The organism is Streptomyces sp. NRRL S-378, from assembly GCF_000720645.1.
Classification (GTDB): Bacteria; Actinomycetota; Actinomycetes; order Streptomycetales; family Streptomycetaceae; genus Streptomyces.
Genome location: NZ_JOBX01000008.1, coordinates 140,097 through 166,741, shown reverse-complemented (window position 1 = coordinate 166,741; position 26,645 = coordinate 140,097). Strand labels below are relative to the sequence as shown.

At 71.6% G+C, this 26,645-nt stretch carries 29 protein-coding genes and 2 pseudogenes; 12 read left to right on the top strand and 19 right to left on the bottom strand.

Annotated features, from left to right (window positions below):
* A pseudogene (locus IH80_RS0108210) lies at positions 1-613 on the top strand (polyphosphate kinase 2); the annotation flags it as partial.
* A gap of 215 nt (positions 614-828) precedes the next feature.
* Here the strand turns inward: IH80_RS0108210 and IH80_RS0108205 are convergent.
* The 4 genes from IH80_RS0108205 to IH80_RS0108190 form a co-directional block, all read right to left on the bottom strand.
* Positions 829-1,197 carry a PRC-barrel domain-containing protein gene (locus IH80_RS0108205; RefSeq protein ID WP_030958885.1) on the bottom strand — a complete coding sequence of 123 codons (369 nt, stop codon included), beginning with the start codon at positions 1,195-1,197 and terminating at the stop codon, positions 829-831.
* A 201-nt stretch (positions 1,198-1,398) separates the two neighbouring features.
* Positions 1,399-1,674 carry a GlsB/YeaQ/YmgE family stress response membrane protein gene (locus IH80_RS0108200; protein WP_030958884.1) on the bottom strand — a complete coding sequence of 92 codons (276 nt, stop codon included), beginning with the start codon at positions 1,672-1,674 and terminating at the stop codon, positions 1,399-1,401.
* Between the two features lie 46 nt (positions 1,675-1,720).
* On the bottom strand, positions 1,721-1,894 hold the full coding sequence (locus tag IH80_RS41970) for a MerR family DNA-binding transcriptional regulator (RefSeq protein ID WP_234432160.1): 174 nt from the start codon (positions 1,892-1,894) through the stop codon (positions 1,721-1,723).
* Between the two features lie 132 nt (positions 1,895-2,026).
* Complete coding sequence (locus tag IH80_RS0108190) at positions 2,027-2,332, bottom strand: hypothetical protein (protein ID WP_234432159.1); 306 nt, start codon at positions 2,330-2,332, stop codon at positions 2,027-2,029.
* 146 nt (positions 2,333-2,478) lie between these two features.
* On the opposite strand from IH80_RS0108190, the gene IH80_RS0108185 reads away from it, so the two are divergent.
* Together IH80_RS0108185 and IH80_RS0108180 are read left to right on the top strand one after the other, a co-directional pair.
* A complete protein-coding gene (locus tag IH80_RS0108185; protein WP_030958881.1) occupies positions 2,479-2,877 on the top strand; it encodes a hypothetical protein in 399 nt (132 codons plus the stop codon).
* Positions 2,878-3,073: 196 nt separating this feature from the next.
* Positions 3,074-3,481, top strand: a complete 408-nt coding sequence (locus IH80_RS0108180) for a hypothetical protein (RefSeq protein ID WP_158943333.1) — start codon at positions 3,074-3,076, stop codon at positions 3,479-3,481.
* A gap of 261 nt (positions 3,482-3,742) precedes the next feature.
* Here the strand turns inward: IH80_RS0108180 and IH80_RS0108175 are convergent, their stop codons facing one another.
* Both IH80_RS0108175 and IH80_RS39035 read right to left on the bottom strand, forming a co-directional pair.
* Complete coding sequence (locus IH80_RS0108175; protein ID WP_030958879.1) at positions 3,743-4,720, bottom strand: helix-turn-helix transcriptional regulator; 978 nt, start codon at positions 4,718-4,720, stop codon at positions 3,743-3,745.
* A 1,176-nt stretch (positions 4,721-5,896) separates the two neighbouring features.
* Positions 5,897-6,094: a hypothetical protein gene (locus tag IH80_RS39035; RefSeq protein ID WP_051808947.1), complete on the bottom strand. Its 198-nt coding sequence runs from the start codon at positions 6,092-6,094 to the stop codon at positions 5,897-5,899.
* Between the two features lie 196 nt (positions 6,095-6,290).
* Here IH80_RS39035 and IH80_RS0108160 point away from each other — a divergent pair, with 196 nt between their 5' ends.
* Complete coding sequence (locus IH80_RS0108160) at positions 6,291-6,500, top strand: hypothetical protein (protein WP_030958875.1); 210 nt, start codon at positions 6,291-6,293, stop codon at positions 6,498-6,500.
* A 60-nt stretch (positions 6,501-6,560) separates the two neighbouring features.
* Positions 6,561-6,725 (top strand): hypothetical protein, encoded by a 165-nt coding sequence (locus IH80_RS44595; RefSeq protein WP_158943330.1) that lies wholly within the window; start codon positions 6,561-6,563, stop codon positions 6,723-6,725.
* 136 nt (positions 6,726-6,861) lie between these two features.
* On the opposite strand, the gene IH80_RS0108150 is transcribed toward IH80_RS44595, so the two are convergent.
* The 6 genes and pseudogenes from IH80_RS0108150 to IH80_RS44590 form a co-directional block, all read right to left on the bottom strand.
* Positions 6,862-8,097: a serine hydrolase domain-containing protein gene (locus IH80_RS0108150; protein ID WP_030958873.1), complete on the bottom strand. Its 1,236-nt coding sequence runs from the start codon at positions 8,095-8,097 to the stop codon at positions 6,862-6,864.
* 151 nt (positions 8,098-8,248) lie between these two features.
* Complete coding sequence (locus tag IH80_RS46815; RefSeq protein WP_267883512.1) at positions 8,249-8,371, bottom strand: hypothetical protein; 123 nt, start codon at positions 8,369-8,371, stop codon at positions 8,249-8,251.
* Positions 8,372-8,507: 136 nt separating this feature from the next.
* Positions 8,508-8,823 (bottom strand): annotated as a pseudogene (locus tag IH80_RS41965) (Tn3 family transposase); the annotation flags it as partial.
* Positions 8,824-8,835: 12 nt separating this feature from the next.
* Positions 8,836-9,945: an alpha/beta fold hydrolase gene (locus IH80_RS0108135; RefSeq protein WP_078906380.1), complete on the bottom strand. Its 1,110-nt coding sequence runs from the start codon at positions 9,943-9,945 to the stop codon at positions 8,836-8,838.
* 131 nt (positions 9,946-10,076) lie between these two features.
* Positions 10,077-10,310: a hypothetical protein gene (locus tag IH80_RS0108130; protein WP_158943326.1), complete on the bottom strand. Its 234-nt coding sequence runs from the start codon at positions 10,308-10,310 to the stop codon at positions 10,077-10,079.
* A 42-nt stretch (positions 10,311-10,352) separates the two neighbouring features.
* Positions 10,353-10,529 (bottom strand): hypothetical protein, encoded by a 177-nt coding sequence (locus tag IH80_RS44590; RefSeq protein WP_158943324.1) that lies wholly within the window; start codon positions 10,527-10,529, stop codon positions 10,353-10,355.
* Positions 10,530-10,673: 144 nt separating this feature from the next.
* On the opposite strand from IH80_RS44590, the gene IH80_RS0108120 reads away from it, so the two are divergent.
* Positions 10,674-11,396, top strand: a complete 723-nt coding sequence (locus IH80_RS0108120) for a hypothetical protein (RefSeq protein WP_158943322.1) — start codon at positions 10,674-10,676, stop codon at positions 11,394-11,396.
* A 259-nt stretch (positions 11,397-11,655) separates the two neighbouring features.
* Positions 11,656-12,132 carry a hypothetical protein gene (locus IH80_RS0108115; RefSeq protein ID WP_030958866.1) on the top strand — a complete coding sequence of 159 codons (477 nt, stop codon included), beginning with the start codon at positions 11,656-11,658 and terminating at the stop codon, positions 12,130-12,132.
* A gap of 326 nt (positions 12,133-12,458) precedes the next feature.
* Here the strand turns inward: IH80_RS0108115 and IH80_RS39030 are convergent, their stop codons facing one another.
* Both IH80_RS39030 and IH80_RS0108105 read right to left on the bottom strand, forming a co-directional pair.
* Positions 12,459-13,613 (bottom strand): serine hydrolase domain-containing protein, encoded by a 1,155-nt coding sequence (locus tag IH80_RS39030; RefSeq protein ID WP_078906378.1) that lies wholly within the window; start codon positions 13,611-13,613, stop codon positions 12,459-12,461.
* A 59-nt stretch (positions 13,614-13,672) separates the two neighbouring features.
* On the bottom strand, positions 13,673-14,329 hold the full coding sequence (locus tag IH80_RS0108105) for a hypothetical protein (RefSeq protein WP_051808942.1): 657 nt from the start codon (positions 14,327-14,329) through the stop codon (positions 13,673-13,675).
* A 266-nt stretch (positions 14,330-14,595) separates the two neighbouring features.
* Between IH80_RS0108105 and IH80_RS46810 the strand changes: the two genes are divergently transcribed.
* Positions 14,596-15,354 (top strand): GbsR/MarR family transcriptional regulator, encoded by a 759-nt coding sequence (locus IH80_RS46810; protein ID WP_030958860.1) that lies wholly within the window; start codon positions 14,596-14,598, stop codon positions 15,352-15,354.
* 193 nt (positions 15,355-15,547) lie between these two features.
* Entirely contained in the window at positions 15,548-16,309 is a 762-nt protein-coding gene (locus IH80_RS0108095) for a hypothetical protein (RefSeq protein ID WP_030958859.1), read from the top strand.
* Positions 16,310-16,624: 315 nt separating this feature from the next.
* On the opposite strand, the gene IH80_RS0108090 is transcribed toward IH80_RS0108095, so the two are convergent.
* The 4 genes from IH80_RS0108090 to IH80_RS0108075 form a co-directional block, all read right to left on the bottom strand.
* Positions 16,625-18,580 (bottom strand): hypothetical protein, encoded by a 1,956-nt coding sequence (locus IH80_RS0108090; protein ID WP_030958858.1) that lies wholly within the window; start codon positions 18,578-18,580, stop codon positions 16,625-16,627.
* A gap of 58 nt (positions 18,581-18,638) precedes the next feature.
* Positions 18,639-19,076: an STAS domain-containing protein gene (locus tag IH80_RS0108085; RefSeq protein WP_078906377.1), complete on the bottom strand. Its 438-nt coding sequence runs from the start codon at positions 19,074-19,076 to the stop codon at positions 18,639-18,641.
* Complete coding sequence (locus IH80_RS0108080; RefSeq protein WP_078906385.1) at positions 19,073-20,104, bottom strand: cobalamin B12-binding domain-containing protein; 1,032 nt, start codon at positions 20,102-20,104, stop codon at positions 19,073-19,075. Before IH80_RS0108080 ends, IH80_RS0108085 begins: the two co-directional genes overlap by 4 nt.
* An 83-nt stretch (positions 20,105-20,187) precedes the next feature.
* Positions 20,188-21,633 carry a PP2C family protein-serine/threonine phosphatase gene (locus IH80_RS0108075; RefSeq protein WP_386396971.1) on the bottom strand — a complete coding sequence of 482 codons (1,446 nt, stop codon included), beginning with the start codon at positions 21,631-21,633 and terminating at the stop codon, positions 20,188-20,190.
* Positions 21,634-22,080: 447 nt separating this feature from the next.
* Here IH80_RS0108075 and IH80_RS0108070 point away from each other — a divergent pair, with 447 nt between their 5' ends.
* Both IH80_RS0108070 and IH80_RS0108065 read left to right on the top strand, forming a co-directional pair.
* Complete coding sequence (locus IH80_RS0108070; RefSeq protein ID WP_030958854.1) at positions 22,081-22,428, top strand: STAS domain-containing protein; 348 nt, start codon at positions 22,081-22,083, stop codon at positions 22,426-22,428.
* Between the two features lie 67 nt (positions 22,429-22,495).
* A complete protein-coding gene (locus tag IH80_RS0108065; protein WP_234432158.1) occupies positions 22,496-22,873 on the top strand; it encodes an ATP-binding protein in 378 nt (125 codons plus the stop codon).
* Here IH80_RS0108065 and IH80_RS39025 read toward each other — a convergent pair.
* Positions 22,848-23,582 (bottom strand): hypothetical protein, encoded by a 735-nt coding sequence (locus IH80_RS39025; protein WP_051808939.1) that lies wholly within the window; start codon positions 23,580-23,582, stop codon positions 22,848-22,850. The genes IH80_RS0108065 and IH80_RS39025 overlap by 26 nt on opposite strands.
* Positions 23,583-24,151: 569 nt before the next feature.
* On the opposite strand from IH80_RS39025, the gene IH80_RS41955 reads away from it, so the two are divergent.
* Complete coding sequence (locus tag IH80_RS41955; protein ID WP_158943320.1) at positions 24,152-26,539, top strand: bifunctional serine/threonine-protein kinase/ABC transporter substrate-binding protein; 2,388 nt, start codon at positions 24,152-24,154, stop codon at positions 26,537-26,539.
* Positions 26,540-26,645 lie beyond the last annotated feature (106 nt).

Sequence of the window (26,645 nt, the reverse complement as noted above, 5' to 3'; positions counted from 1 at the left end):
GCGGGAGGAGGGGCAGTGGTACTTCCAGCGGTACATACCCCACCTGCCCGCGGCCGGGGAGATCGTCTTCTTCGACCGGTCCTGGTACAACCGGGCCGGCGTGGAGAAGGTCATGGGATTCTGCACGCCGGAGCAGAGCGGGCAGTTCCTGCGGCAGTGCCCGGCGTTCGAGGCGATGCTGGTGGAGGACGGGATCCTGCTGGTGAAGTTCTGGTTCTCGGTTTCCCGCGCCGAACAGCGCACCCGCTTCGCGATCCGCCAGGTCGATCCGGTGCGCCAGTGGAAGCTGTCGCCCACCGATCTGGCCTCCCTGGACCTGTGGGACGAGTACACCACGGCGAAGGTCGAGATGTTCCGTGCGACCGACACCGCTCACGCACCGTGGACGGTGGTCAAGACCAACGACAAGCGCCGCGGCCGACTGGAAGCCATGCGGAGCCTGCTGTGGCGCATCGACTACGACCGCAAGGACGAAACGGCTGTCGGCCGACCCGACGCCCTCATCGTCGGCGCCGCGGACACCCTCCTCGAGGCCGGTGAAGAGCCGTCCGACCTCTCCCCCACTCCTTTGGCCGGGCCACCCCTCGGCCCCGGGCTTCACCCCGACCTGTAGCGGCTCCGGCTCACCGGTGCCTCTGAGGTTCGCCGACGCAGCGGCCACTTCGAGCGATCAAACATGCGTGTGTCTCTCCGGCGGAGGGACACGACGGCGGCTGCGGGAAGCGCATGCCGACCACGGCAGGGTCCGAGAGCCGTTGCCGCCCCACCACTGCGCTCAGCGGCCCCGGCACCCTCTCAAAGGGTGCCGGGGCCGGTTCATGCCGTGGGTCAGGCGGGGCGGCCGCCGAAGGGTGCGCCCGTGCCGTAGTAGGTGCCCAGCTCCTCGCGGTAGCCGGCGTCACCCAGGTGCTTGTCCCGGTGGAACTCGGGCGCGTTCTTGACCTGGTCCTTGGTGCGGTCGACGTAGACCTTCTCCTCGGCCTCGTCGATCCGGATCACGGTGCTCGCCGGGAGCAGCACCTCCTTGCCGAAGATCCATACACCGGTGTCGACGACCAGGTAGGCGTCTCCCACCTCGTCGGAGTGTTTGTCGACCTTGCCGATGTCGCCGTCCGTCGCCTCGACCTTGTAGCCGGTCAGGTCTGTGGCCGGAAGACGGCCGGCGGTCGGCTTGTAGCTCCACACGTTATCGGTCATGCGAGACAACTCCTTCGAAGTAGGTAGAGGGCACGGTGCGCCAACGCAATTCCGTCCCTCGAATCCGTGCAGTGGCTTTTTCGCCCGTGCCCCGTGGGTGCCGGTTCATTCACGGTGCGGGAACCGGGATTCGGTAGTGGAGGCCATCAGCGAAACGGCCCCGCCCTCCTGAGAGGGGGAGCCGTTTCGAGGCGAGGTCGTTCAGGCGTGGCGGTGGTGGCGCTTGCCGGTGGCGAGGCGGTAGACGGCGAGGAGGATGACCGAGCCGATGATGGCGGCGATCCAGGTGGAGAGGTCGAAGAAGCCGTCGATGGAGTCGACGCCGAATATGACCTTGCCGAGCCAGCCGCCGAGCAGGCCGCCCGCGATGCCGATGAGCATGGTGATGACGACGCCGCCCGGGTCCTTGCCCGGCATAAGGGCCTTCGCGACGAAGCCCGCGAGCAGGCCGATCAGAATCCAGGCAATGATGCCCATGCGCTTCTCCTACCTCGATGAATAAAGCCGGTGTTAGCACTCGTCTTCACCGGATCGAGGATTCCAAACGGGTCGGCCACAGTATTTCGCCGGCAGATCGGCGGAGGCGCCCAGCGCGCTGCGGCTCGTGGACCAGCCCGTGCCCGTGGTAGTGCCGCACCGTCTTCACCGTAACGCCGACGAACGCCGCCGCCTGTCCGATCGTGACCCCGCTCGTCATCCGCTCGGCCTGCCTCGTCGTAGGGCCCGGACGGCGTTGCCGAGCAGGTGTAAGGGGCCGCGCCGAGGCCGTGCGGCAGCCCGGCCCCGGTTCGCATTCTGTCTGACGCATCGGAGCGTGCATGCCCGGCATTCAGCCCGTCGGACGCGCCGGAGCGTCCTGCCCGCCGCGGAACACCAGTCTGACGAGCCGCTGTTGGGCGGCCTGGAATGCCGATGCCACGGACATGTCGGCGTCGTCCACAGAGGTCAGCCAGGCGGTCATGGTCGTGCGGCCGTCGGGCGTGCTGTCCATCAGCGCCGCCGATCCGATGGTGGCGCCGTTGTGGTGGAAGACGGTGCCGCCGCCCGAGCCCAGGGCCTGGGCGAACACCCCCAGCAGAGGGTTGCCGTCCGCGCGGAACACCTGCGCGCCGCTCGCTGGGGGCTGGGCGTTCAAGCCGAGAGCCGAGAGCCGAGAGCCGAGAGCCGAGAGCAGCGTCGAGGCACTTGGGTGAACCGGGGCCACAAGCCGGAACCGGGATCAGCGTCGGGTGTTGAGCATGTACGGCGTCGCGTGGCGCCCCTCCTCGGAAAGGAATGCTCATGACCTCTGTCGTTCGCACCGTTTCGATCATCATGTTCGCAGTCGGTACCGCGCTCTTCGGTCACGGCGCTGCAGTCGCCGCGTCCGCCCCGCAAGACAGCCCGGTGATCATTCAGTGCAACAACCCGACGAACGTCTCCCTCCTGGATGCTTCGGGTGGAGACTCGCTGGTCAGTCAGTTGATCGATGTTCTCGGTGGTTCCAACGAGGGCAATAACGCTTCTGCGGTCGAAACAGGAGCGGGGGGTGAGGCCTCCGGCGGCAACGCCTCCCAGTCGGCGAACAAGAACCGCTGCGGTCTGAGCTCGGACGTCGACGCGAGCACCCGCATCGACAACAGCCAGCGCATCGACAACAGCCGCAACCTCGACATCGACAACGGCCCGAGCCTGCTCTGACTGGTCCGGGAGCAGGCAGCACCGGCAAACGACGGCACTCCGCCGGCAGCCTCACCACTGAACCCATCGCCTGGCACTGGCGAGTGGGCTGGAAGCCCGCTCGCCAGCTGCTTGATCACCACCCTCGGCGTGTCTCCTGTCCGCTGTTGCGGGGAAGGGCGGCGCCTCATGCGGAACCTTTCGGAAAGGGAAGCTCGTGCATTCTGCTGTTCGCATCGCCTCGGCCATCGTCATCGCTTTCAGTGCCGCAGCATTCGGTCATGGCACTGCGAGTGCGGCGCCTGCCGGAGAGGACCGCCCCGTGCTCATCCGGTGCAACAACCCCTCAAGTCTTTCTCTTGCTGATGCCTCTGGTGGAGACTCACTGGTCAGGCAGCTGATCTCGGTTGTTTCGGGAGATGGGGACACGAACGACGGGAACCTCGCCTCCGGAGTCATCACGGGAGAGGGCGGCATTGCCGACGGGGGCGACGCGTCGCAGTCGGCCAACGAGAACCGCTGCGGGGCGAGTTCGGACATCGACGCGAGTACGCGCATCGACAACAGCCAGCGTGTCAACAACAGGCGCGATCTCGACATCGACAATGGCCCCGGCCTGCTCTGAGACGAGCCGGCGGCGGAGCACCGCGGTGGTGTGGCGGGCAAGGGAGACGCCCTCACGAGCCGGGCAGCGGTGGAGTGCTCCTTCCGTGCGGACCGGGAGCCGGCCTCTGTCCTCGTCGACGGGCGCCTCCGCCCTGAAGAGACCTGCGAGGGGATCCGGCTCAACGGCCGTGTGCCCTCGCAGCTCACGCCGGACACCTCGTCGTCGTCCGAGCCCGGAACATCGCTACCGGAGCAACGACCCGAACGTTCGCCCGACCGCTCAGGTTGCGGCGAGGGTGCGCCGCGGTGGCACTCCGTAGACCTCACGGTAGGCGGCGGCGAAACGCCCCTGGTGGTGAAAGCCCCACCGGGCCGCAAGGGCCGTGACGGTGTCCCGTGCCGGATCCGCGGCAACCAGGTCCTCGTGAGCCTGCGCGAGGCGTACGCGGCGCAGGTAGGCCATGGGAGTCGTGCCGAGGTGGCGTCGGAACGCGTACTGGACGGCGCGAGGGGTGACGCCGGCGGCGGCTGCCATGTCAGCCAGGCCGATCTCGGCCTGGGGCTGCGACTCGATGAACGCGACGGTCCGGCGGGCGGTCTCCGAGGTCGCGTCGCGGGTGTCCGCGAGTACGGGCTCGGGGCGGGCGTCGGTGTCGAAGGCCGCCAGGATGGTCGCGGCCAGCAGCCGCGCGGCGGCGTCGACCACCAGCGGCGCACCGCCCGGGGCCAGTGCCAGGACGCTCTGCTCGACGTAGTCGACGGTCCTCTTCCAGTGGTCGGCCATGGCCGGGGAGACGGGAGTGAAGCGGGTGAACCGCAGGGGGCGGGTCTTCTGCCCGGCCGGGCGGCCGGCGACCTCCTGCACCAGCGTGGGCGGCACCGTCACCGCTCGTAGCTCGGCGGAGAACACCCTTCCCGCGTAGGGGAGGTGGGGTTGCGAGATCGCCAGAACGTCACCCGGCACGGCCTCGGTGGCGTCGTCCTGGCACTCCCGGGTCATGCGGCCGCCCATGACGTGCGTGATGGCCACGGCGCCCAGCGGGTCGGTGGCGTAGGAGTATTCCGTCGGCAGCGCCAGGGTACTGAGCGACAGCGAGCCTGCGGTGGTGCGGGAGTACCGGAACGCACTGTGGGGTGCCGGCGTCCTCATGCGCAGGCTCGTCCCGTACGCCGCCTTCAACCAGTCGCGGGCGACGTCCACCTCGGTGGTCAGTAGGCTCTGCCCGCCCGACGGTCCCGTCTGCGGTTGATGTGCCATGACGACGGACGTCCTCTCGCGCGGCGGGCGCGGCATGCTCGAGCAGCGCGACCTCAGAATACGTCGAGAGGGGACGTAACGTACACGCCGGAACCCGGGATGGGCGTCCGGGGCCGAACTCGCTGGTGTCCACGCAGGGTGCCGCCGCGCAGCTGTCGCCCTGGGGGCCAGGTTCCGTGCCTCGTGGCGCCCGGTACGCGGGCACGTGGGTCGCGAGCGGGTGCTCGGAGAAGTCCGGAGAGCCGGCCGTTGTGGGCGCCCCAGCAGTCGGTGGCGGCGACACTCCGGATTCTGCGGAGGACCGATCACGGGCACGTGCGCCGCCCGGGGCGGCGGCGCCGGGTCATCGGCGGGCCCTTGGGCGAGTGAGCTGCCGATGGCAGGGCAGGCGGAAGGTGCGTACAGCTTGCAGATCCTCGTCGTAGCCCCGAGGTGTCCCGAGCCCGCCTCACGCAAGGAGACTGTCATGCACAGCAGCCCGCCGGAGCCTGAGCTTCCGGATCGTGTACCGGAGAAGCGCAACGCCCTCACCCCCGACCTGCCGCCCCTCGGCCCTGCCGCCCCTGACCTGCCGAGCTCCACGGCCGGACGCCCCCGGCACGGTAGCCACGAGAGGGACTCACGCGGGGACGGAGACGGCGACGAACGGCCTCCGGCCGGCCCGGGCAACACCAAGCCTCAGGAGCCGACGGACTGACCGCACTCGTGGACGGATCGCGCTCGGCATCCCGGCCCCGGGGAGGTCACTCCCGATCCCCGCGCCGGTGACGACCCCGACTCGAGCGAGGCAAGCCTGACCGGCAACACCCCGGGCAGCACCCGGCTCCGACCCCCGGGACGGGGACCCCAGCGCGGTTCCCGTCCCGGGTTGGGCCACCGGTTGCGCCCAGGTGCGGATCCCCCCGGAGTGGGACGACGCGGCTGTACAGGCCGAGGTCGCCGCGGTCCGAGCCGTGACCGGAGCAACCGCGGACCCCGTCAGGGCGTTTCCCCTACCTCTTACCGCTGCGCCTCCGGAAGAATGAGCGGAAGGAACCACTCTTCTCCATGCCTGACCCATACGGCGGATCCATGCCCGACCCATGCGGCGGGCCGGGCCCACCGCATGGACAGAGCCCGGCCAGGGTGACTACGGGCGCCTGGCCGGGCTCTGCGTGCGTGGGTACCGCGCTTGGGTCAGAAGTCGTCGACCGCGTCGTGACGGAGGTCCTCTTCGCGGCGCCGCTCCATCTCCTCCGGGCGCTTGCCGCCACCTGAACGGGTGCCGGGCTCGGGGTGGATCGGGTCCTGACCGGGGCGCTGCGGGCGCTGGGGGCGCTGCTGTTCCTCGCGGCCCTTACCCGGTTCCTGGCGCTTGTCCTGCATACCGCCCATGACGGCGACTCCTCGATGCGTTGCGTGGGGGTGGTCCTTCCTCCGCCACACTGACACCAAGAGTCACATCCCGCATTATTTCGGCTACGTATCGTGGCGGAAGGGTGAGTGGTGGCCGGTGCGGATGCGTCACGAGGCCGGGGTGCCGAGGATGAGCGCACTCCCCCGTCACCGCACCGTCAGGAGCAGGATTCACATGCTGGAGCGCACCCTGCGCAAGGACCGCACCGCGGCCGCCCTCGTCCTTCCCGCCGACACCCCCGCCCAGGGCGGGAAGCGGGCCGTCACCGCCGAGCCGCCCACCGGAAACAGCCGCTCCTCGCGCTACCTGGCGGCCGGGGACTACTGGTTCGACAACGACAGCGCCCAAGGCGGGGAGGGTCCCCACAGCCGCCTGCACAGCTGACACCAGGGGGCTCCGCCTGTCGGCTCCTCCCCGCGCGGGGGCAGCGCGTACCGGGTGTCCGTGCCTCCGCAGACACCCGACCCCGACCGCTCCCGCGGCCTCCGAACCGGCTCCGTAGGCAAGACGCGCCGCATCCCCATCCCCATCCCCGGCCGCACGGCCGTGGTCCTGGTCGCGCTGTGGGCGGCCTTCGCCGGTACCTGCGTCACCGTCGGCGACGCCTGATTCGGGGGCGTCGTCAGCGCCGTCGCCGCCCTCTAACGGCGCATGGCGCGCACGCCACTGAACCCGGCGAGGTGCTTCCTCGCGCCAGTGCTCCCTCACCTGGCCCCCACGCGGGCGGGGCCGTACGGCGGCTCTGTCAGTCGTCGACGGCCTGGTAAAGGGTGGTCCAGAAGTCCTGTATGGCGTGCGCCGAGTCCGGGGTGGACATGCCGGTCTGGGTGAGGAGTATGCCGACGAGCTGGTTGTGGGGGTCGGCGTAGGTGGTGGTGCCGGCTCCGCCGTCCCAGCCGAACTGGCCGATGGGCGCGTAGTCGCCGCGGTAGGTGCGCACCGTCATCCCGAAGCCCCAGCCGCCGGTCTGCCCCTGGCCGTGCGAGAGGTGGACGACGCTGCGCGCCCAGCCCTGGAGGGCGGTCGTCTGGTCGGGGGTGAGGCGGTTGGTGGTCATCAGCTCGACGGCGGGCCGGGACAGGATGCGCTCGGTGCCGTGCATCCCGTGGTTGAGGAGCATGCGGAAGTAGGCGTGGTAGTCGTCGGCTGTCGAGTCGAGTCCGCCGCCGCCGGACTGGAAGGCCGGAGCCGTGCTGTGGTGTCCCCCGGCGGCCGGGTCCTCCACGGTGAACTCGCCGGTCTGCGGGTCGGGGGCGTACAGGGGCGGCAGGCGGTGGAGCTTGTCGGCGGGTACGTGGAAGCCGGTGTCCTTCATGCCCAGCGGTTCGAAGATGCGCTCGCGCAGGAACGCCTCGAACGTCTGGCCGGTGACCCTGGCCACGAGGACGCCGAGTACGTCGTCGCCGACGTTGTAGAGCCAGCGTTCTCCGGGCTGGTGCATCAGCGGGAGCGTGCCGAGGCGGCGCATCCATTCGTCCGGTTCGACCGCCGGCAGCATCCATCCGTTCTCGCCGTAGATCTTCCGCTCGAAGAAGGCGCTCATCATCGGTGAGCCCATCGCCGTAGTGTCCAGGCCGAGCCCGCAGGTGGAGGTGAGCAGGTCGCGCACGGTGATCGGGCGGCCTGCCGGCACGGTGTCGTCCAGAGGGCTGTCCGGCCGCCGGAGGACCTGCCGGTCGGCGAGTTCGGGCAGCCACTGGTCTATGGGTTCGTCGAGCCGGAGCCGGCAGTCATCGAGCAGGACCATGGTCGCGGCGGCGGCGACCGGTTTGGTCGTCGAGGCCATCCGGAAGATGGTGTCGCGGCTCATGGGCGCACCGCCGTCGTGGCGCATCGTCCCGATGGCCTCGACGTGGGTCTCTTCGCCCCGGCCGATGAGGGCGACGAGGCCGGGGATCTTCTTGGACTCGACGTGCGTCTGCAGTACCTCGCGCAGGCGGCGCAGTCCTGCTGCGGACAGGCCGTTGGTGCGGTGTGCCATGACGGGTCTCCTCGTACGCGGGTGGTCGGTCTCGGCGGTGCCGCGGGCATGCGGCGGCAGACGGCCGGCCGGGGTGGGCTCCGGCCGGCCGCGTGGTGCACAGGTGTGGGAAGGAGGGGTCCGCCTCTGTGGGGCGAGGTGCTGAGGCGGCTCAGGCCGTCCCGGTTGCATCGCCGGCGGCGCGGTCGATGTCCTCGTTCAGCTGCTTGCGGGCGCGGGCGGGGACGTAGCCGCCGTCGGAGTAGTTCTGGGCGAACGTGTCGGCGAACTCCACCGGATTTAGCAAGACGGAATAGCGGAGGGATCGGACCGGGCCGGGCCGGCGGCAGGCTGCGGGGCCGACGGCAGGCTGCGGCGAGGAGGCAGGCTGCGGGGAGGAGTTCTGCGCACCCTGGGGCGACGTGCGGGACGTCCGCGCGCAGCTGATTCACGGCGGCATCCATGGACCTGGTGTTGCGCAGCACCAGCGCGTTCAGCACCAGGCCGGGCGCGCCGACCTGGCCCTCCATGCCGTCCTGGTAACGCTGGTGGAGCTGCCCGGCGCGACCGTGGCAGATCTTCCGCACAAGCGCGTGCCGGGCCTCCTCACCTCCTGAAGGTCGCCCTGCACCTTGATGTGCGCCGGTAGCCGTGCTCAGGCGCAGGATGTGCAGCGCCTCGGCGATCCGCCCGTAGGGGGGCGATCGCATCGCCGAGCGGCGTGGGGCGGCCTTCCCGGGAGGGCATTGTTGCTGCTACTCATCCCGTGCCGCCCGGTGACACTCGCTCAATACTGCGGCAGTACGGCAGTCCGTGCAGCGCCTCCCCGGCCAGGAAGCGACGTGCCAAGTCGGCGACTTCCGCTGTCCGTTCCAGGATGACCATGTGATCGGCGTCGCGGACCTCCGCATGCCAACTGTCGGCACACGCCGCCGCCATCTGGCGGCACAGCTCCGGCGTGGTGAACGAGTCGTACTCGCCGGCCACGGTCAGGACCGGCGGACGAGGCGGCCGGCTGGTGTCGAGAGCCTGATGGGTGAGCAGGCGCAGGGTGTTGGTCCGCATCTGGTGCGCCTCCGCCTCGGAGAGGTTGCTGATGCGACGCAACAGCAGCCTGCGGACCCGGGCGCCGTTGGGAATGTCCGCGAGGCGTTCGGGCGTCATGAGCAGGTCGACCGTCACACGCGCGTAGGTCTCCATGTCTCCGGCGGCCAGGTGTTCCAGAGTGCGGCGCATTGCGGCCTGTGCATGGTCGGGGATGGCGGTCATCGTGCCGACCAGGACCATGCGCCCCACCCGGTCCGGGTGGCGCCGGGCGATCTCGTAGGCGATGGCGCTTCCGTAGGAGCCGGCGAGTACGTTGACCTGACCGGCGCCCCACTCGTCGAGCATGTGGCAGACCGCGTCGGCGAGGAAGTCGCCGCCGTAGGTTTCGGGCAGCATGTCGGCTGCCCCCCAACCCGGGGGGTCGACGGTGAACACGTCCATGCTCCTGAGGAGCACCTCTTCGCAACGCCCCCAGGACTCCTTGCGCTGGAACGCACCGCCGATGAGCAGCGCGGGCGGGAATCGAGGGGCGGATGCGCGGACCGCACGTGATGCGCAGGAGTGCCCTGCCAACGATGTGCTCGCACAAGTGCTTCGCCCGGTGGCCGAGCGGTCTCGGCGGGGAGATGCGGCGTCTTGAGCGGCGTGCCGGAGTAGATCACTCGGGTTGAACGATCTGCTAGATCCGGAGTCACAGGGGCACCCCCCGACCGTGGGCGGCGCCGCTCGGCTGCCAACGGCCGGGGACAGGAGGAGAGCCCGCCCCGGACGCGTGACAGCTCGGCCAACACCTCGCGGCGGGCATCGTGCTGCAGCAGGCACATCCTCACGGCCTGCGGCTGAATGCGTGTGTTCCTCAGTCGGAGCACGTGTTCAGGCGAAGGCCGTTTCCACGTACGGCGGATACCGAACCGAGTGAGCAAATACGACGCGCACGGTTCGCGGAACAGCACCTACCGGCGGCGCGGGGATCCGGGCCCGCAACGAGTGGCCCAGTCACCGATCGGCGACAGCCGCACTCCACTGGCCTGCACGACGACGAAACCGCCGTCTTCGAAAGCGACTCGATCGCCGGGGGCCAGGAAGAGCGGGTTCGCCAACTCGAAGGCGTACCCGTCGTCGGTCTCGAGGTCCTTCACCAGCACCAACCGCGAAGTCGGCGTGGCTCCGTCAGCTACCAGGCGCATGCCGAGATGATCACACACGGCCTGAGATCACCTCGACCTCATTCAGCGGCCGCTCTTCTGGCGTTCCAAGACCGTCCGGACGGGATCCGTGCAGGCGGCGAGGAGTGCCCGGGCGCGGTCGCGGAGGGCTTCGTCCTCGCGGATGACGCGGTCTTCGACTCCCGACCGGATCACCCGGGCGTCGAAGGCGACGTCAACAGCATCGAAACGATCAAGCATCAGATGTGCGGCAGAGCCTCATTCGCTCTACTCAGAACACGCATCCTTCTGAGCTATAGCTGTAGTCCTCGCCGATCAACGGCGGCAACCGGCGTGACTCACCCGCCCGATCATGCAGCTGGCGGGGGAGAGAAGATGACGGACATGAACATCGAACAGGCCGTCGCAAAGATCGGGAGCGCTGAGGAGATGCCTGGCCTGCCCATGGCCTGGCGATGGTCACCCATGTCGCGCTTCATGTTCTCCCTCGCCATGGACGCTGACGGGTCCTGGGCCTACCAAATGAACTCGCTGGACATCCACGACGAAGGTCTGAGCAGGGCTGTTCTTGAGTTCGCGAGGCAGCGCCGCCTTGGACGCGGACCAGGAGCCCGCCCGTTCACGATGGCCGCCGGATTCTCCTACGGGACCTACCGGTTCGACGCCGTGGTAGCGGCTGCACCGCCCGTGCACGGCTACCACCACGGCCGGAACGAGGCCCTGAACGAGGTCGTGTCAGCGGTCTTCCCTGCGTACCGGTGTGAGGTCCGCGGGGACGAGAGCCTGGAGGAGGCCGTTCTGCGGTTCAAGGGCATGATGCGGCCGACGGTCATCTCCCGGCCGCCGGTTCCGTACCTGCTGATGCGATACGAGAACACCCGGACCCACGGCGGCAGCGTGGGGCCGTCCCGTGGATTCGCCACGCACGAGGTGTTGCTCAGGGAGCTCGGCCTTCTCGAAGGCGCTCCGGGGAGCTTCGTGGAGTTCGAGAACTCGCAGGGCCAGGTGTGGAACGTCGAGTGGGTCGGTTCGTGGCTGGTGAACGGCACAGCCCAAGATGCAGCCCCCTCCGAAAGCTGGGTGGCATCGGTTCTGGGATGTCCATAGAAGTCTCGACGGCCTCCGTCCCCCTCCTGACGTAGTCGTCACGGAAGCGCGGCCGGAATCACGCAGTTGGCCACGCACCAGCGAGAGGGCCCGGCCTGCCGCACCCTCCAGCGGGAGGTGGAGTCCTTGAGGTGATGGCGGCGCTGACACTGCTGACCAGCCCGGACCCGGTCATCAGGAAGTCCGTTCTCCACAATGCGCTGGGACCCGTCACTCACCAGAACAGCATCCACCGAAGCCGTGCGGCGATGATGTGTGGGTGTTCTACGGAGATCTCAGCGAGTACGACTACCAGGACGAGGATGCGTTCACGGACAGGGAGTCGGGCTTCTACTCGCTCTGGTACCGTCCGGCGTACACCCGCCTGAGCATCGGGTGGTTGGCAGCCGGCAAGCCGTACACGACCGGAGCGGTTCCCACCGCGTTCGTGGAAAAGTTGAAGGCTGTTCAGCAGGTCCAGTGGATGAACGTGTGCCTCGGGGTACACGCATGCGACCTGTGCCCTGAGAAGAGGGCTCCGGCGGGCAACGGCGAGGTTCGGATCCCGGGCGAGCCCGGGGTCGCTTATGCCGCTCCGTTCCTGATCACGCACTACGTGACCGATCACGGTTACCGGCCGCCGCAGGTCTTCATCGATGCCGTACTCGCCGTCGATCTCGACGCGTGGACCGCCGCGCGATGGCCCGACGTGCCCTTCCCCTGGGTCCCGGATGACGCCGAACGCATGCTGGAGTAGGCCCGAGCGAACCCATGTGCGCAGCCGAAGCCGGATCGAGGCGACGGTGACCGTTGCTCAGGGCGCCGGTTCCTGCCGGTTGCGGTTGAGGTGTCGGCGTCTTCGACCTCGTGGCGAGGAAACGGAGCGGACCGCACCGGGCGCGGCCGTGGTCCGCGCGGTGGCCGGGCAGCGCGCCCGATGGGTCGTAGTCCTCGCCCGTACGGGATCGTAAGTACTCGACAGCCCGTGTAGCGGAACGGCCTGGCGGCGAGGCTCCCGCAGTCGGCCGGAATGTCGCCGACGTGCGCCGCTGCGGGCGGCAGCGGCGACCGCGCTCCCTGCCGTCAGCCTCCGGCAGCCGCGCCGAACTCGGTGGTGAGGACGTCGGCGAGGACGGCCAGGCCGCTCCAGTCGCCGTTGACCTGGCTCGTGAGCAGGTGCTCGCCGTCACGGGAGCCCATGGCGCAGGTCCACGAGCCGTACGTCGCACCCGCGTTGCCCCAGACCGTGATGCCGGACGGCAGTGTCCAGGAGAACACGCCCAGGCCGTACCGGGTGCCCGGGATCCACGGTACGGGTCCCGTGGTGTCGACGGTGGTGAACATCTCCCGCTGCTGTTCGGCGGGCAGGAGGTGGCCTTGGAGCAGTGCGCGGAAGAAGCGCTGCAGGTCACCCGTGGTCGAGACGAGGCCGCCGGCCGCCCATGCGAAGGACTGGTTCATCTCGGTCGCGTCGTGGACCACGGGCTGGGCGTCGGAAGCGAAAAGGGTGGAGTAGTGCCGGCAGTGCGTCCCTCGGATCGCCGGTTCCGTGCCGGGCAGGTAGGTCCCGGTCAGCCTCAGAGGTCGGATGATCCGCTGGGTGAGCGCTTCGGCGAACGTCCCGCCCGTGACCTCTTCGACGATCAGGGCGGCCAAGACGTAGTTGGTGTTGGAGTAGAGGAAGGCGTCCCCCGGAGCGAAGGGCGCAGGGGTGGCCAGACCGGTCCTGATCAACTGCTCGGGGGCGTAGGTGTGGTAGCGGTGCTGGAACCACGCCTCACCGATGCCGTTCTTGAAGAACTCCGCGTCATTGGCGTAGTTGAAGATGCCGCTGGTGTGGTCGAGCAACTGGCGGATGGCGATCGCGCGGCCGTCGTAGCCGTTGCCCGCCACCATGCCGGGCAGCCACTGCTCGATCGTGTCGTCGAGGGCCAGCCGGCCCTCGGCCGCGAGCTGCAGGACGAGCGTGGCGGTGAACGCCTTCGTCGTGCTTCCGATCCGGAACCGCTCGGACGGTCGGCGTTCCTCCCCGGTCCAGGTGTCGGAGACCCCCGCCGAGCCGAACCAGGCACCACTGCCGTCGCGCACCTCGACGACGATGCCGGGAGCGCCGCCCGGGACGGTGGCGCGGTCCAGGGCGTGCTGCATTGCGGAGCGGTCGAGGGCGGCGTCGATGGCCGCTGCGGAGGCCTCCGGCGCACTCTGTGCGGTCGCCTCGGTGGAAAAGTGACTGGTCATGCCGGTCTTCCTTTCAGGAGTTCGGTTTCGGTTTCGTCGGATCGGGTGGGCGGGCTGGGTCAGCGCGCCGGCCAGGAGGGCTCGGGGATCCCCGCCGGGCGCGCCGTGGCGGGCCCAGCCGTGGGGCGCTCGGCCGTAGGGGGCTCAGCCGGAGCGCACTCGGCCGTAAGGCGGTCGGCCGTAGGGCTCTCAGGCGGAGTGCACTCAGCCGTAGGGCGCTCAGCGGTCGCGATCACTCGTGCGGTGGTCCCCGCCGTGAGCAGCAGCACCGCAGCGAGGGCGAGGAGGGTGGCGGTGTCCGGATGGATCAGGGACTGTCCGCGCCCCGCCTGCCAGGTCACCACCGCGACCAGCCCCGGGTAGCCGAGCGCCGCGCTGCGGACCAGGCGGGCCCTCACCTCCTCGTCGCGCAGCCGGACGCCCTCGACGGCCAGGGCGGCCAGGGCGGCCAGTACCGCGGTGATCAGGAGGAGCACCTGGATGCCGTGCAGGGCGAAGAAGTGCGGTACCCGGAAGTCGCCCCCGGTCACGCTCCCGTTGGTGAGGGGCATGCCGTGGCCATCAGGGTCACGGATGCCGTGGCCCTGGTACATCTGCACGGAGTGGCCGTTGGCGTCGGTCACCGTACGGGAGTGGATCTCGGTGACCGTCCAGAAGACCGGCAGGGCCATGCCGAAGGTGGCGAGTGCGAGACCGTAGCGGATGGCGCAGGTCATGGGGACTCCCGATCAGCAACGAGCGCACCCCTCGTCCGGGGCCGGCTCGGATCACATCGCGCGTTCACGAATGACTAAAAGCTAAATTGCTTTCACTTATCCGTCAATCATAAAATCGATGAACAGCGCGTTCACGCAGGTCAATCTAAGGGTTTTTTGCAATGACAATGGGAGCGAATGCACATACAACTCCGTCAGATTTGCAATGACATGGTCGTGAAAGCAATACTGGGCGCCCGCACGCACCTGACACGGAGGCAATGCCGATGCCCGGAGGCAGACTGACCCACGACGAGCGGTCGGAGATCGCCGCGGGGCTCCGCGACGGACTCAGCTACACCGACATCGCCGGACGCCTGGGCCGGCCGATCTCCACCGTCACCCGGGAGGTGGCTCGCAACGGCGGCCCCGCCGCCTATCGGGCCGACGCGGCCCATCGCGCCACCACGAGCCGCGCCCGCCGCCGCAAGCAATCCGCGGCCGCCACTCCGGCCACCTCCCCGACCGCGGGCGACGCACACGGCCGCGACCCGGAGGCGGTCCGCGAACTGGAGGAACAGTTCACGGCGATGATGGTCGGTACGGGGCTCCCCCGCATGACCGCCCGGGTACTGACGTGCCTCTACGTCACCGATGGAGGCAGCCTGACCGCCACCGAGCTCGCCCGGCGCCTCCAGGTCAGCCCCGCCTCCGTCTCCAAGGCCGTCGGCGAACTCGAACAGCAGGAGCTCATCAGGCGCGAGCGCGACACCGGTCGGCGGCGCGACCGGTACGTCATCGACGCCGACGCCTGGTTCCGCGGTTGGATGGCCAGTGCCCGTCAGAACACCATGCTGGCCGACTTCGCCCTGCGCAGCGCCCGGGTCCTCGGCCCCGCGACACCCGCCGGCACCCGGATGCAAGACATCGGCCACTTCTTCGAGCACGTCGGGCGGACCATGATCCAGGCGGCCGAGCAATGGCGGCAGGACGACGCCGCGAGGCGCAGCACACCGACTGAGCCGCCGGCCGGCCCCCGGCCGTAGCCGCCGGCGAGTGGGCCGCGCTCACAAGGCGGCCGTCAGCGGTCGAGGGGGGCGGGTCCGGCCGTACTGCGTCCCGTGAACGGGGACGGGGGCCTGTCCCGCACCTTCCATACCGGCACGGGCCGAAATGGAGCCCAATCCCCGTGACGTCATTGCAGTTCAGCAAGTTTCGGCCACATGTACGATCCCGGGCGTGATCGTCGCTTCCCTTGACCCCACCTCGCAGGCCTGGGCCTTCGGCGAGGTCGTTGGCTACATGACCGCCGCCGCTCTGGGCATCGGCGTGCTGTGGTGGCTGACCCGCGCCTGGCGCAAGCAGTCCACTCCGCCCGGCAGCGATCCCGTACACGCGGCGCGGGGGAAGAGGAAGCGGACCTGGTTCATCGCGGGCGTGAGCGTGTTCATCGCCGCCGTCGCGAGCGTGAAGGCCTTCGCCTCCTACGACCCCGAACCCCGGGCCTTCGAGGCGGTCGCCGCGGACGGGACCGCGGAGTACCCCGTCATCATCCTCCCGGAACTCTTCGACCGCTTCCGTCTGCTGAAGGGCGAGGACGCCGCGCGCGCCGAGGACGAGGTGCTGGCCGGCCGGACACTGCCGCACAGCATCCGGACCGGCTACTACGACCAGGACGCCGACGGCTCTTACGACCTCTTCGTCATGGTCAACAGCGCCGACTGGGACCCCAAGGTCGCCGAGTCCAAGGCCACCAAGTCCATCTCCCAGGAGTTCCGCAACCTCTTCGCCGGCGCCAAGGCCCGCGACGTGACCCGCTTCGACCCCGGTCGGCACGGCGGCGGCCTCGCCTGCGGCCACGTGACCGGACCCGACGGCGACCAGACCCTCTGCGCATGGAGCGACGCCGCCAACCTCGTCGGCGTACGCCACGTTTACGAGACCGACCTCGCAGCAGCTGCCCGTACGACCCTCGCCCTGCGCGACGCAGCCAGCACCTGACCCCACCGCGCTGCGGCTCCCGTGCCGCTGCCGGACGTCTGCCGTACCGAACGGTGGGCGTACTGTGCGTGACGACGTCGGCGCCCGACACCCCCGCCGCCCTGGACCGTCCACGACGGCCGGGCCGGGCAGGTGGACCTGCGGTGCACACCGCCTCGTGCGGCGCGTCCGCACGGGTGCGGGCCGTTCTGCAACCGTGCCGACCGGTGCTTCGGCCACTGCGTCGGCCCCGTCCGCGCGGACGGGGCCGACGGATCGCGGTCGAGGGCCAGTCGGGCTGGGCGGAGAACGTCCGCACGCGGTGGTAGTGGCCGGTCAGTCGCGGCCGCCCCCGGCTCCGTCGAGCGCGGTGACGGTGCCACCGCCGGCGAGGGTGCCCGTCAGGGACACGGCACCGTCCGGGCCTGGCCAGGGTGCGGCGAGGGTGCGGTCGGAGCTGTCGGCGCGGACGGCTCCGGCCGCCGTGATCCCGGTGACGTGGCGGCTTCCGGCGGCCAGCAGGTACCAGCGGCCGGCCGGGGAGCGCCAGCGGAAGCCCGCGAGGAGGTGCTGGCCGAATCGGCCGCACGCGGCGGTGGACCGGGCCCGGGCCACTTCCTGCGGGGTTCCGGCCTCGAGGCGCAGCCGGACCGTGACGTCGCCGGGCCCGGCCCAGCCGGAGGCACGGGTGCAGGACCAGACCGCACGGCCTGCGCCGTCGGGCAGCTGCGCGGCCGCGAAGTCCCAGACGTTGACGGCCCGGTACGCGCCCGAGCGCAGTTCGCCGAGGCGGCAGGCCAGGGGCGCCCAGGCGGCGCGGGCCTCGGGACCGGTGGCCTCGCGGGGCTGGCGGGCGGGCGCGGCGGCGGGGCCGTCCGGCAGAGGCGTGTAGGTCAGGTGGACCGGGGACAGCGCTCCGAGGTCGGTGATGACGAAGGAGTGCTTCTCGACGATGCGGGTGGAGGAGGTGAGTTCGATGACGGGCCAGGACGCGCAGGGTGCGCCGGCCGGGGGAGCGTCGGCGGGTGGCACCGCGGCCGGGGCGGTGACCCCGTCCGCGGTGAGGGCGAGCGTCTGCGCCGGGTCGCCGGCCCGCGTCAGGTCCCGGGTGGCGGCCGCGGCGATCCAGGGGGCGAGGAGGTAGCGGGCCGATGCCCCGCCGGGGGCCCGGGACAGGGTGAGGGCGGCGGCCGTGGTGACCCCGGCCTGGTCGGTGCGGGTGATGTCGAGGGTACGGCCGCCGGACCCGGTGCCGGTCTCGCCGTAGCGCACGACGCGGTCCCCGTCGCGCAGGAGCACCACGGTGCGGCCGTCCACGTCACCCGCGTAGAGCAGTTGGGGCGGCCGCGGGGGCGGTTCGGCGGTGCTGCCGGGCGCCGCCGTGACCCGGGTCGTGCCCGGCTCGGCCCATGTGCCGAGGGCGCGGGCCAGCAGATCGCGGTCGCCGGTCCGGCCTCCGCGCGCCGGCCAGGCGGTGAAGTCGACGCGGGCGGTGTCGGACCAGACGTCGGAGCGAACGCGCTGGAGCCGGGCGGGGTCCAGGGCCCCGGAGGCTGCGGGCCCGGCGGCCGGTCTCACGTCCGGGTCCGGTGACGGGCCGCGGACGGACAGCACGGTGAGGGTCAGTGCCAGGGTGGCGAGACCGGCCCAGCAGGCCCGTGCCCTGCGGCGGCGGCGCAACAGGTCGGTGGGCCGGGCGCTGACCACGCTGGCGTCGAACTCCGGTCGGCGCAGGGCTCGGAGGAGTTCCTCGGCGACGGGCAGGGCGAGGGCGTCGCGGACGGCACCGGCCGGGTCGGCCGCCCCGGCCCGGCTGAGGAGGCGTACGCTCTCGTCCTCCGTCAGCTCGTCCAGGTGGTGCAGGACGAACGCGGCCCGCACCGGGGCGGGGGTGCCGCTCAGCGTCTGGGCGGCCTCGTCGATGCCGCCCGCGGGCGGCCACAGTCTCAGCCCCCACACGAAGGGCGGGACGGGCGGCAGGCCGATACGCGCCCACGTGCCGCCCGCGGGACCCGAGGGGGCGAGGGTGGCGCGCAGGACGCGGGAGCGGACCAGCGTGAGGTGCCGGCCGGTTGCGTCCGTGCCCGCCTCGGTCGGGGCGGGGGCTGTCGGTGTACCGGGGCGGGGCAGCGCCCGCTGCACCGCCTTGTGGGCCAGCAGGACGCGGGTGTGCCGGCCCAGCGTGTCCGGGAGCGTCAGGTAGGCGAGCCGGACCAGTCGGGGGTACTGCTCGACAAGGACCGCCTCGGCGTGCTCGACGGCGGCCGAGCCGAATCTCGGAGAGGTGCTCACGCCGGCGTCAAACGAGTGAATCCTGCGATGGTCACACTCCGCGCTCGCGGTCGCGGTCTCAGGCGCCCGGCTCCGGGCCGCCGGAGGGAGCGGCGGGGAGGCTGTCCTCGGCCGGACCGCCGCGCGCGCTGCCGCCGGTGCGGCGCAGTGCCTGCGCGCCCGGGCCCGGTGCCGTGAGGTGGTCCAGGGTGCCGGTGATCTCCAGGATGCGGTTCAGCTGCACGGTCCGGCCGTCGAGGTGGAGTCCCGCGCCCGCCTCGTCGGTGCGTCGCCGGACCATCAGCAGGGCGGCCAGGCCGCTGGAGTCGACGGTGGACAGTCCGGCGCAGTCCAGCCGCAGGTCCCGGATGCCGGGATGCGCGGCGAGCAGCCGGTCGACCGCTTCGACGAGGAGGTCGGCGTGGAGGTGGTCGAGGTCGCCGGTCAGCTCGACGCGCACGGCTTCGTGCGAGGAGGAGTACGTCAGGCCCAGCGGGGTGGAGGGCAGGCTCGTCATTCAGCGGTCCCGGCAGCGGTGAGAGGGGTACGGGTCAGGCGGGCGGCTCCCGCCCGCAGCGTGGCGGTGGCGCGGGGGAAGTCCTGCAGTTCCCGCTGCAGCAGCTCCAGCGCGGGCACCAGGGAGCCGGCCGGGACTCCGCGGGCGTCCAGGACTTCGGCGGTCCACAGCAGGAATCCGCAGAAGAGGTCCTCGTCACCGGTGTAGAGGGCGGCGGCGAGGAACTCGACGATGTGGGAGAGGTCCTCGGCCGTCCGCTCGCGCTGCACTTCGGTGTAGGCGCGGACGGCCGGATGGGCGTCCTCCAGTCGTCTGAACACGTCCCGGACCAGTCGCGGACGGCTGCGGGCGACCAGCGTGTACTCCTGGTCGTTGAGGTGGGGCAGGTCGTCGATGGCCTGGTGGCCGGGCCGGGGGCGCGGCAGCGGGCCGCGGGCCAGCTCGTCGGCGGCGGCCCGCGCGTCGGGGGCCCAGACGTCCGCTCCCAGCAGGCGGGCGTAGCGCCCCCCGGGTCCGAAGGCGGCGCCGCCGACCATCACGGGGGTCCCGACGGCCTGGCAGGCGGTGATGGTCGCGTGCGCGGCGGGCAGCCGGGTCGCGAGGGAGCCGGAGAGGGCCACGGCGTCCGGGCCGGTGCGGTGCAGGTGCGCGACCAGGTGCGGGGCGGTGACCTGCGCGCCGAGGTAGTCGACGCGCCAGCCCCGGATCCGCAGCACCTCGGCCAGGAGGCGGGCGGGCAGGGCGTGCCATTCGCCGTCGACACAGGCCACCGTGACCCGGCCGCGTGCCGGGGCCGGGCGCACCGAGGGATGCAGGGCGACGGCGGCGACGGCGCGGTCGTTGATGGCGGTCGCGGCGTGCTCCTGGGCGACGGTGATGCGGTTCGCCGCCCACTCCCGGCCGACCCGTCCCTGGACGGAGGCGATGACGTCGAGCAGGAGGTCCTCCGCCGCCATGCCGTCGTCCAGTGCGCGGAGCACCGCGCCGACCGCGGCCGCTTCGTCCAAGGCCATCACCGACTCCCACATCCGGGCGCGCAGTTCCCCGGGCGGCGCAGCGGACGTCGTGGCCGGGGCGGCGGCGGGAGCCGGTGCCGCGGTGTCGTACGGGCTCACGCGGTGAACCTCCCCCGGGTGTGGCCGTCGACGGCGCTGAGGTGGTTGGTGCGCGGCGCCGAGATCACCACGACGGCCATGTCGTCGTGGCGGCCGGCACCCACCCACTGGGCGGTGAGCATCTGCACGTGCTCCACCACCGCCTCGGCGGGCATCGCCGCGCACTGCGACAGGGCGCGGCGCAGCCGTTCCTCCCCGAACATCGCACCGCCCATGGGTCCTCCCCGTGCCTCGCTGATCCCGTCGGTGTACAACACGCATGTGTCCCCGGGGGCCAGCGTCACACGGGCCGTCTCCGAGGTGATCTCGGGGAGCGCGCCCACGAGGGTGCCCTTCGTACGGGCTTCCTCCACCCGTCCGTCGGAGCGCAGGATCAACGGGGCGGGGTGTCCGGCGCTCGTGAGGCGCAGCCGCACCGTGTTCCCGTCGCGGGCCGCGGAGGCCAGCACCATGGTGGCGAAGCGGGCGTTCTCGGAGTTCAGGAGTGAGGTGTTGAGCAGGCTGAGCATGCGGTGGTGGTCGTCGGCCATCGGCAGGAGGGCGTGCAGGGTGTTGCGGATCTTGCCGGTCATCACCGCCGCCGCCAGGCCCTTGCCGCACACGTCCCCGAGGACGACGAGGGAGGGGGCGCCCTCCTCGGCGGCGGGGTGCACGTCGTAGAAGTCGCCGCCGACCCGCTCGTGGTCCTTCGAGGGCCGGTAGCCGCCGGCGTACTCGACCCCGGAGACCTGGTGCAGGGAGGGGGGCAGGAGTTCACGCATCAGGGTGTCGGTGATCGAGGCCTGTTCCGCGTAGAGCCGGGCGGCCGACATCGCCGCTCCGGCGCGGGCGGCGAACAGCCGCGCGAACACCTCCTCGCCCTCCGTGAATCCGCCGGTGCCGTCGGCGCGCAGCAGCACCAGGGCGCCCGCAGGGACACCGTGCCCGGGCAGGGGCGTGATGACGATCGACCCGAGGGTGGCGAGGCCGTCGGGCACCAGCCACGGCGGTGCGGCGGCCGGGTCGAGCCACCGGGAGGGGACGGGCGGGAAGCCCTGGAGCGCCTCGGCCAGCCCCGGCACGTCCTCGGGGTCGACGGCGGCGCGGGACACCGACGGGCCGCCGCCGCGGAGGCACGACACGATGGGCAGTTCGCGGCCGTGTGCGGGGGCGATCACCAGGGCCGCGTCGGCGAGGTGGTCGGCGGCCATCTGCGCCGTGACGTCCATGCACCGGTCGAGGTTCAGTGACGAGAGCAGGAGATTGGAGGAGCGGACGAGGAACTCGGTGCGTTCCCGTTCCGTCCGGAGGGCTTCCCGGACGAGTCGGTGGTCGGTGTCGTCGAGGAGCCACCACACGACCGTGCCGTCGTCACGGGGTGTGGGGTGCGCCTCGTACGAGCGGTCTCCGACGGGTCCCTGGACGGTGCCGGATCCGGCGGGCGGGCGCTGCGCGGGCAGCATGGCGGTGTGGCGGGCGTGGGCCGACGCCAGCCATCCGGGGACCGTGTCCGCCAGCGCCGATCCGGGGAGGGCGTCCGGGAACACCAGCCCGGCCGCCTCGTTGGCGTGGACCACGACGGCGTCGGCGTCGGCGACCAGCACCGGATAGGGGGCCTGACTCCACGACAGGCCCGTGGTGGGCGCGTTCGGTGTCGTCTCGGTGGAAGGAAGCAAACGTTGAAGGCCCGCTGCGCGGACCCCTCACCTCTTCATCGCGTTCACGTCGGATAGGCCTCGGGAAAAACAGTTGTCCTCCGGCAACCATCCTCCATGGGCCGTGCACCGTGCAACCGGGCCACGGGTGGACGCGGTATCGAGGGCTGGTCCCTGAGGGTGACGGAGGGCCGGTCCGCCGCCCGTACGGGCACCCGGTCACCGGCACGGCGCGCGATGTAGGAGGATGTCCCGGTGACCGGAGAGGAAGCGGTCGTCACCACGACCACGGAGAGTGACGCGACCGTCATCAGCCTGCGCGGCGAAGTCGACGAGGAGGCCGCGCCGTTCCTGGCCCGTGCCCTCGCGCGGGCCGCGGCGAGCGGCCTGCCGCGTACCGTGGTGGACCTGTCGGGCACCCCGTTCGTGGACTCCTCGGTGCTGCACGCGCTGCTCGACGCCCAGCGGGCCCACGCGGCCTCGGGGCCGGTGCTCGTGCTCGCCGGCCCGCTGCACACCGCCGTCCGGCGGCTCTTCGAAGTGACTGGATCCGCACCGGCCTTCCGCATGGCGGACGACCTGGGAACCGCGATGACATGCTGACCGCCGTCCCGCTCGCCCGCACGCCCCGTCGCGGTAGGACCCGTGCGGCCGGGGGCAGGCGATGAACATGAACCCACCCCCGCCGTCCGACGCCCCGCCCGGCTCGGCGGCCGCGGCCCGTGCGCGCGTCCGTGAACTGCTGCTCCTGGCGGGTGTCAGCCTCGACAGCGTCGTCGCGGCGGACGCGCTGCTCGTGACGTCGGAGCTGGTCACCAACGCGATCCGGCACGGTGACGGTGTCATCGACTTCCGGGCGGACATCGCGGGCGACGTCCTGCGGCTGTCCATCGCCGACGCCAACCCCCGCCTGCCCGCCGCACGTACGGGGACGGTCGACCACCCCGGCGGGTACGGCTGGCCGCTCATCCAGCGCCTGACGGAGCACGTCGACTGCAGCACCCACGCCGACGGCAAGACCATCACGACGGCGCTCCGTCTGAGCTGACCCGGACCGGGAGGCCGGCCGCGCGGGGGGCCGTCCGTACGTCAGAGGGGGATCGTTCCGGGGAAGGCTCCGTGGCCCACGTCCGGTGCGGTGACCGCGAGCCAGCCGTGGCCGACGACGCGGGTGCCGGGGCCCACTGCGCCCGGATCCACGGACAGGTGCGCGCACGCCTCGCGGGCGCCTGCGGTGCCGACGTCGGACGGCGCGTCGTCGTCGCCGGATCCGGGACCGTCGGTGGCGAGGTCTCCCAGGGCAGGGGGTCGCCTTCCCACTCGGGGTCGCCGTCCGCCGCGAACCGCCGGATCACCCGTCCGTTCTCCGCGACGAACCACACGTCGGAGCCGCCTGCGTCGTCGAGGAAGAAGAGCTGGGCGTGGCCGCAGTGCGAGCTGACCCGTTCCACCACGTCGGTCATGCCGTCCCACGGGTCGTCGCCGATGAGCCTGTCGGAGGAACCGAAGACGAGGCGCCAACCGTCGAGTTCGGGGGTGACGAAGACCCTGCCGACGACGGTCTCCTCCCCCGCGGGTCCCACGACGCCGATCTCCTGCCCCTCGGACGCGTGAAGGCCACCGGCCGTGGTGACGGGCCGGGCGTCGTGCAGGCCCAGTGCCGGGAACACTCCCTCGTACGTGGCTCCGGGCACCGCCATCCCCCAGGCGCTGAGGGCCGTCCCGGGCGGCCGGGGCGTCTCGTCCGTGATCTTCACGCTGATCAGCCGGGTCAGCAGCGCCCGGTCGCGCCCGGGCGGACAGCTGCTCCTCGGCCTCCCGTGTGACGTCTCCTCATATCTGTTGCCGACGAGGGTGTTTGACGGCGGTTTTCCGGGTCAGACGCGTGACATCGGAAGCGAACGGCTTCCGGTGCGGGCTCGGTCGCACGGCGTCCTCCCCCTGCGCCGTGCGGCAGGCCCGGCTGGACGGCGGGCTGCCGCCGGTCCCCTACGGCACCCGGACACCGCGTGTACCGGCCGCTTCCCCGCGCCGGAGACCAGGTGTCCGGTGAACCCCCGGCGTCGGCGCTCGTACCGCCGCCCCCGGGCAGCGGGCCACCGGCGGCAGCAGCCCGGCGAGCACCTCGGGCGACCGGTGGCAGCCCGGCGGGCGCCCGCCCCGTGCGAGGGCATTGCGCTCCTCCCGCCCCGTGCGAGGGCACTGCGCTCCTCCCGCCCCGTGCGAGGGCATTGCGCTCCTCCCGCCCGCGCGCTCCTCCCTCCGAGGGCGTGATCAAGCCACCCTTTCGGCACCCGATCGGCCCAGCAGGACCTACAGTGTGCGCGTGACCGAGCACACTCCCGAACTCATCTCCGGCCGCTACCAGCTGGTCGAACGCATCGGCCAAGGCGGTATGGGCCGGGTCTGGCGTGGCGTCGACCAGCACCTTTTCGGGCGCGAGGTCGCCGTCAAGGAGATCCTCTTCCCGCCCGGCATGGAGGACGAGGACCGTGCCGCGCTGCTGCGCCGGTTCACCGGCGAGGCCCGGGCGGCGGTCACTCTCAGCCACCCGGGGATCATCACCATCCATGACGTCGTGGAGCACCAGGGTGCTCCGGTCATCGTCATGGAGCTGATCCGCGGCGAGTCGCTGGCCGCCGCGATCCGCAACCGGGGCCGGCTGCCCGTGCGGCGGGTGGCGCAGATCGGCGCCGCCATGCTCGACGCGCTGACCGAGGCGCACAAGGCACGTATCGTGCACCGCGACATCAAACCGGACAACGTGCTCCTGACCAAGGACCGCGTCGTCCTCACCGACTTCGGCATCGCCCATCTCGCGGACGCCACGACCAAGCTCAGCCACAGCGGCATCGTCATCGGCACTCCCCAGTACATGCCGCCGGAGCAGCTGGAGGGCAAGCGCCCCACCGCCGCCAACGACCTGTGGGCGCTCGGCGCCACCCTCTACCACGCCGTCGAGGGGCACCCGCCGTTCGAGGCGGACGGGCTGCACGCCCTCGCCGTGGCCGTGTTCACCCGTCCTCACCGGCCACCGGTCCACGCCGGCCCGCTGGCGCCCGTACTGGACGCGCTCCTCACCAAGGATCCGGCGCTGCGGGTGGGCGCCGCGGAAGCGGCCGAGATGCTCGCAGCGGTGCTGGATTCCACCCCGGCCGTGCCCGAACCGGCCGGCGACGACGGGCAGCGCAGCGAGCCCGCTCCGGCGCCCGCGCCCGATCCGCGGACGCCCCACGACCCGGCACGGGAGCCGGCGGCGGAGACCACCGCCGACTCCGAGCCCGCACCGTCGACGACGCCCCCGCCGACCCCCACGGTCGCGGACACCGGCGCCTCCGGCGGCATCCCGCAGCACCCCGTGCCGGACCGGCCGACCCGCCCGACCGTGCCCGCACCCCCGTCCGAGGCACCGACGGCGCACGGGACCGCACCGGAACGGGAGCACGGCGCGGGGCCCTCCGCAGGGCGGCGCAACCTCACCCGCCGCTCCGTCGTACTCGGCACGGTGCTGGCCACGCTCGCCACTGGCTCCGTCCTGACCTGGACCCTCACACGGGGTGATGAAGCGCGCCACAACGGCGGTTCGGCCGGGAGCGGGGCGGCTCCTTCCTCCGTCACCGTGGTGATCGGGGTGGACGCACCGCTCAGCGGCGGCCTGTCCGCGATGGGCACCGGGATCAGGAACTCCGCCGACCTGGCCGTCAGGACCGCCAACGAGACCCGGCACGTGCCCGGCGTGAACTTCGAGATCAAGGCCCTGGACGACGGGGCCGACCCCGCCCGGGGTGCGTCCAACGCCGCTCGGTTCGTGTCCGACGAGAAGGTGCTGGGAGTGGTGGGCCCCCTCAACTCGGGTGTGGCCAAGACCCTGGTGGCGCCGCTCGCCCAGGCGGACCTGGCCGTCGTGTCACCGGGCAACACCGACCCCGTCCTGACCCTCGGCCCCGACTGGGCGGCGGGCACCCGGACCCGCCCGTACTCCACGTACTTCCGCACCCTCGCCACGGACGTCGACCAGGGGCCGTTCGCCGCCCGGTACCTGTACGGCGAGGCGAAGAAGACCAAGCTCTACGTGGTCGACGACGCGAGCGCGCACGGCACGGCCCTCACCTCCGGGTTCACGGCCGAGTTCACCAAGCTCGGTGGAACCGTCGTCGGTACGGAGCAGGTCGACCCCGCGGAACGCGCCTTCGCCGGACTCGCCGAGCGGGCACGCTCCTCGGGCGCCGACGCCGTCTACTTCGGCGGCTACTACGACACCGCGGCCCAGCTCTCCCAGCAGCTGAAGCAGGCGGGGGTGACCGTCCCGCTGATGGGTGGCGACGGCATCTTCGACCAGCAGTACCTCACGTCGAACCCGAAGGCCGAGGGTGATCTCGCGACGAACATCGGCGTGCCCGCCGAGGATTCGGCGGCGGGACAGGACTTCCTCGCCCGGTACCGGAAGGCCGGGTACCCGGAGGCGGCCGGCTGGTACGGCCCGTACGCGTACGACGCGACGTGGTCCCTCATCGAAGCGGTGAAGGCCGTCGCGGCGGCCCATGGCGGCACCCTCCCCGACAACGCCCGGGCCGAAGTGCCGCAGGCCGTCTCGCGGCTGGCCTTCGACGGCGTCACGGGCCGTGTCGCCTTCGACGGTCACGGGGACACGCTGAACCGGCGGCTGACGGTGTATGCCGTCCGTGCCGGCAGCTGGGCGACCGCGGCCCGCTGACGGCCCCCCGCCGACGGTGCGGGGCAGGCGGTCCGGGCGGTCCGAGGCGGGGCGGCCGGTGCGGGCGGGGCGGCGGTGCGGGCGGGGCGGCGGTGCGGGCGGTCCG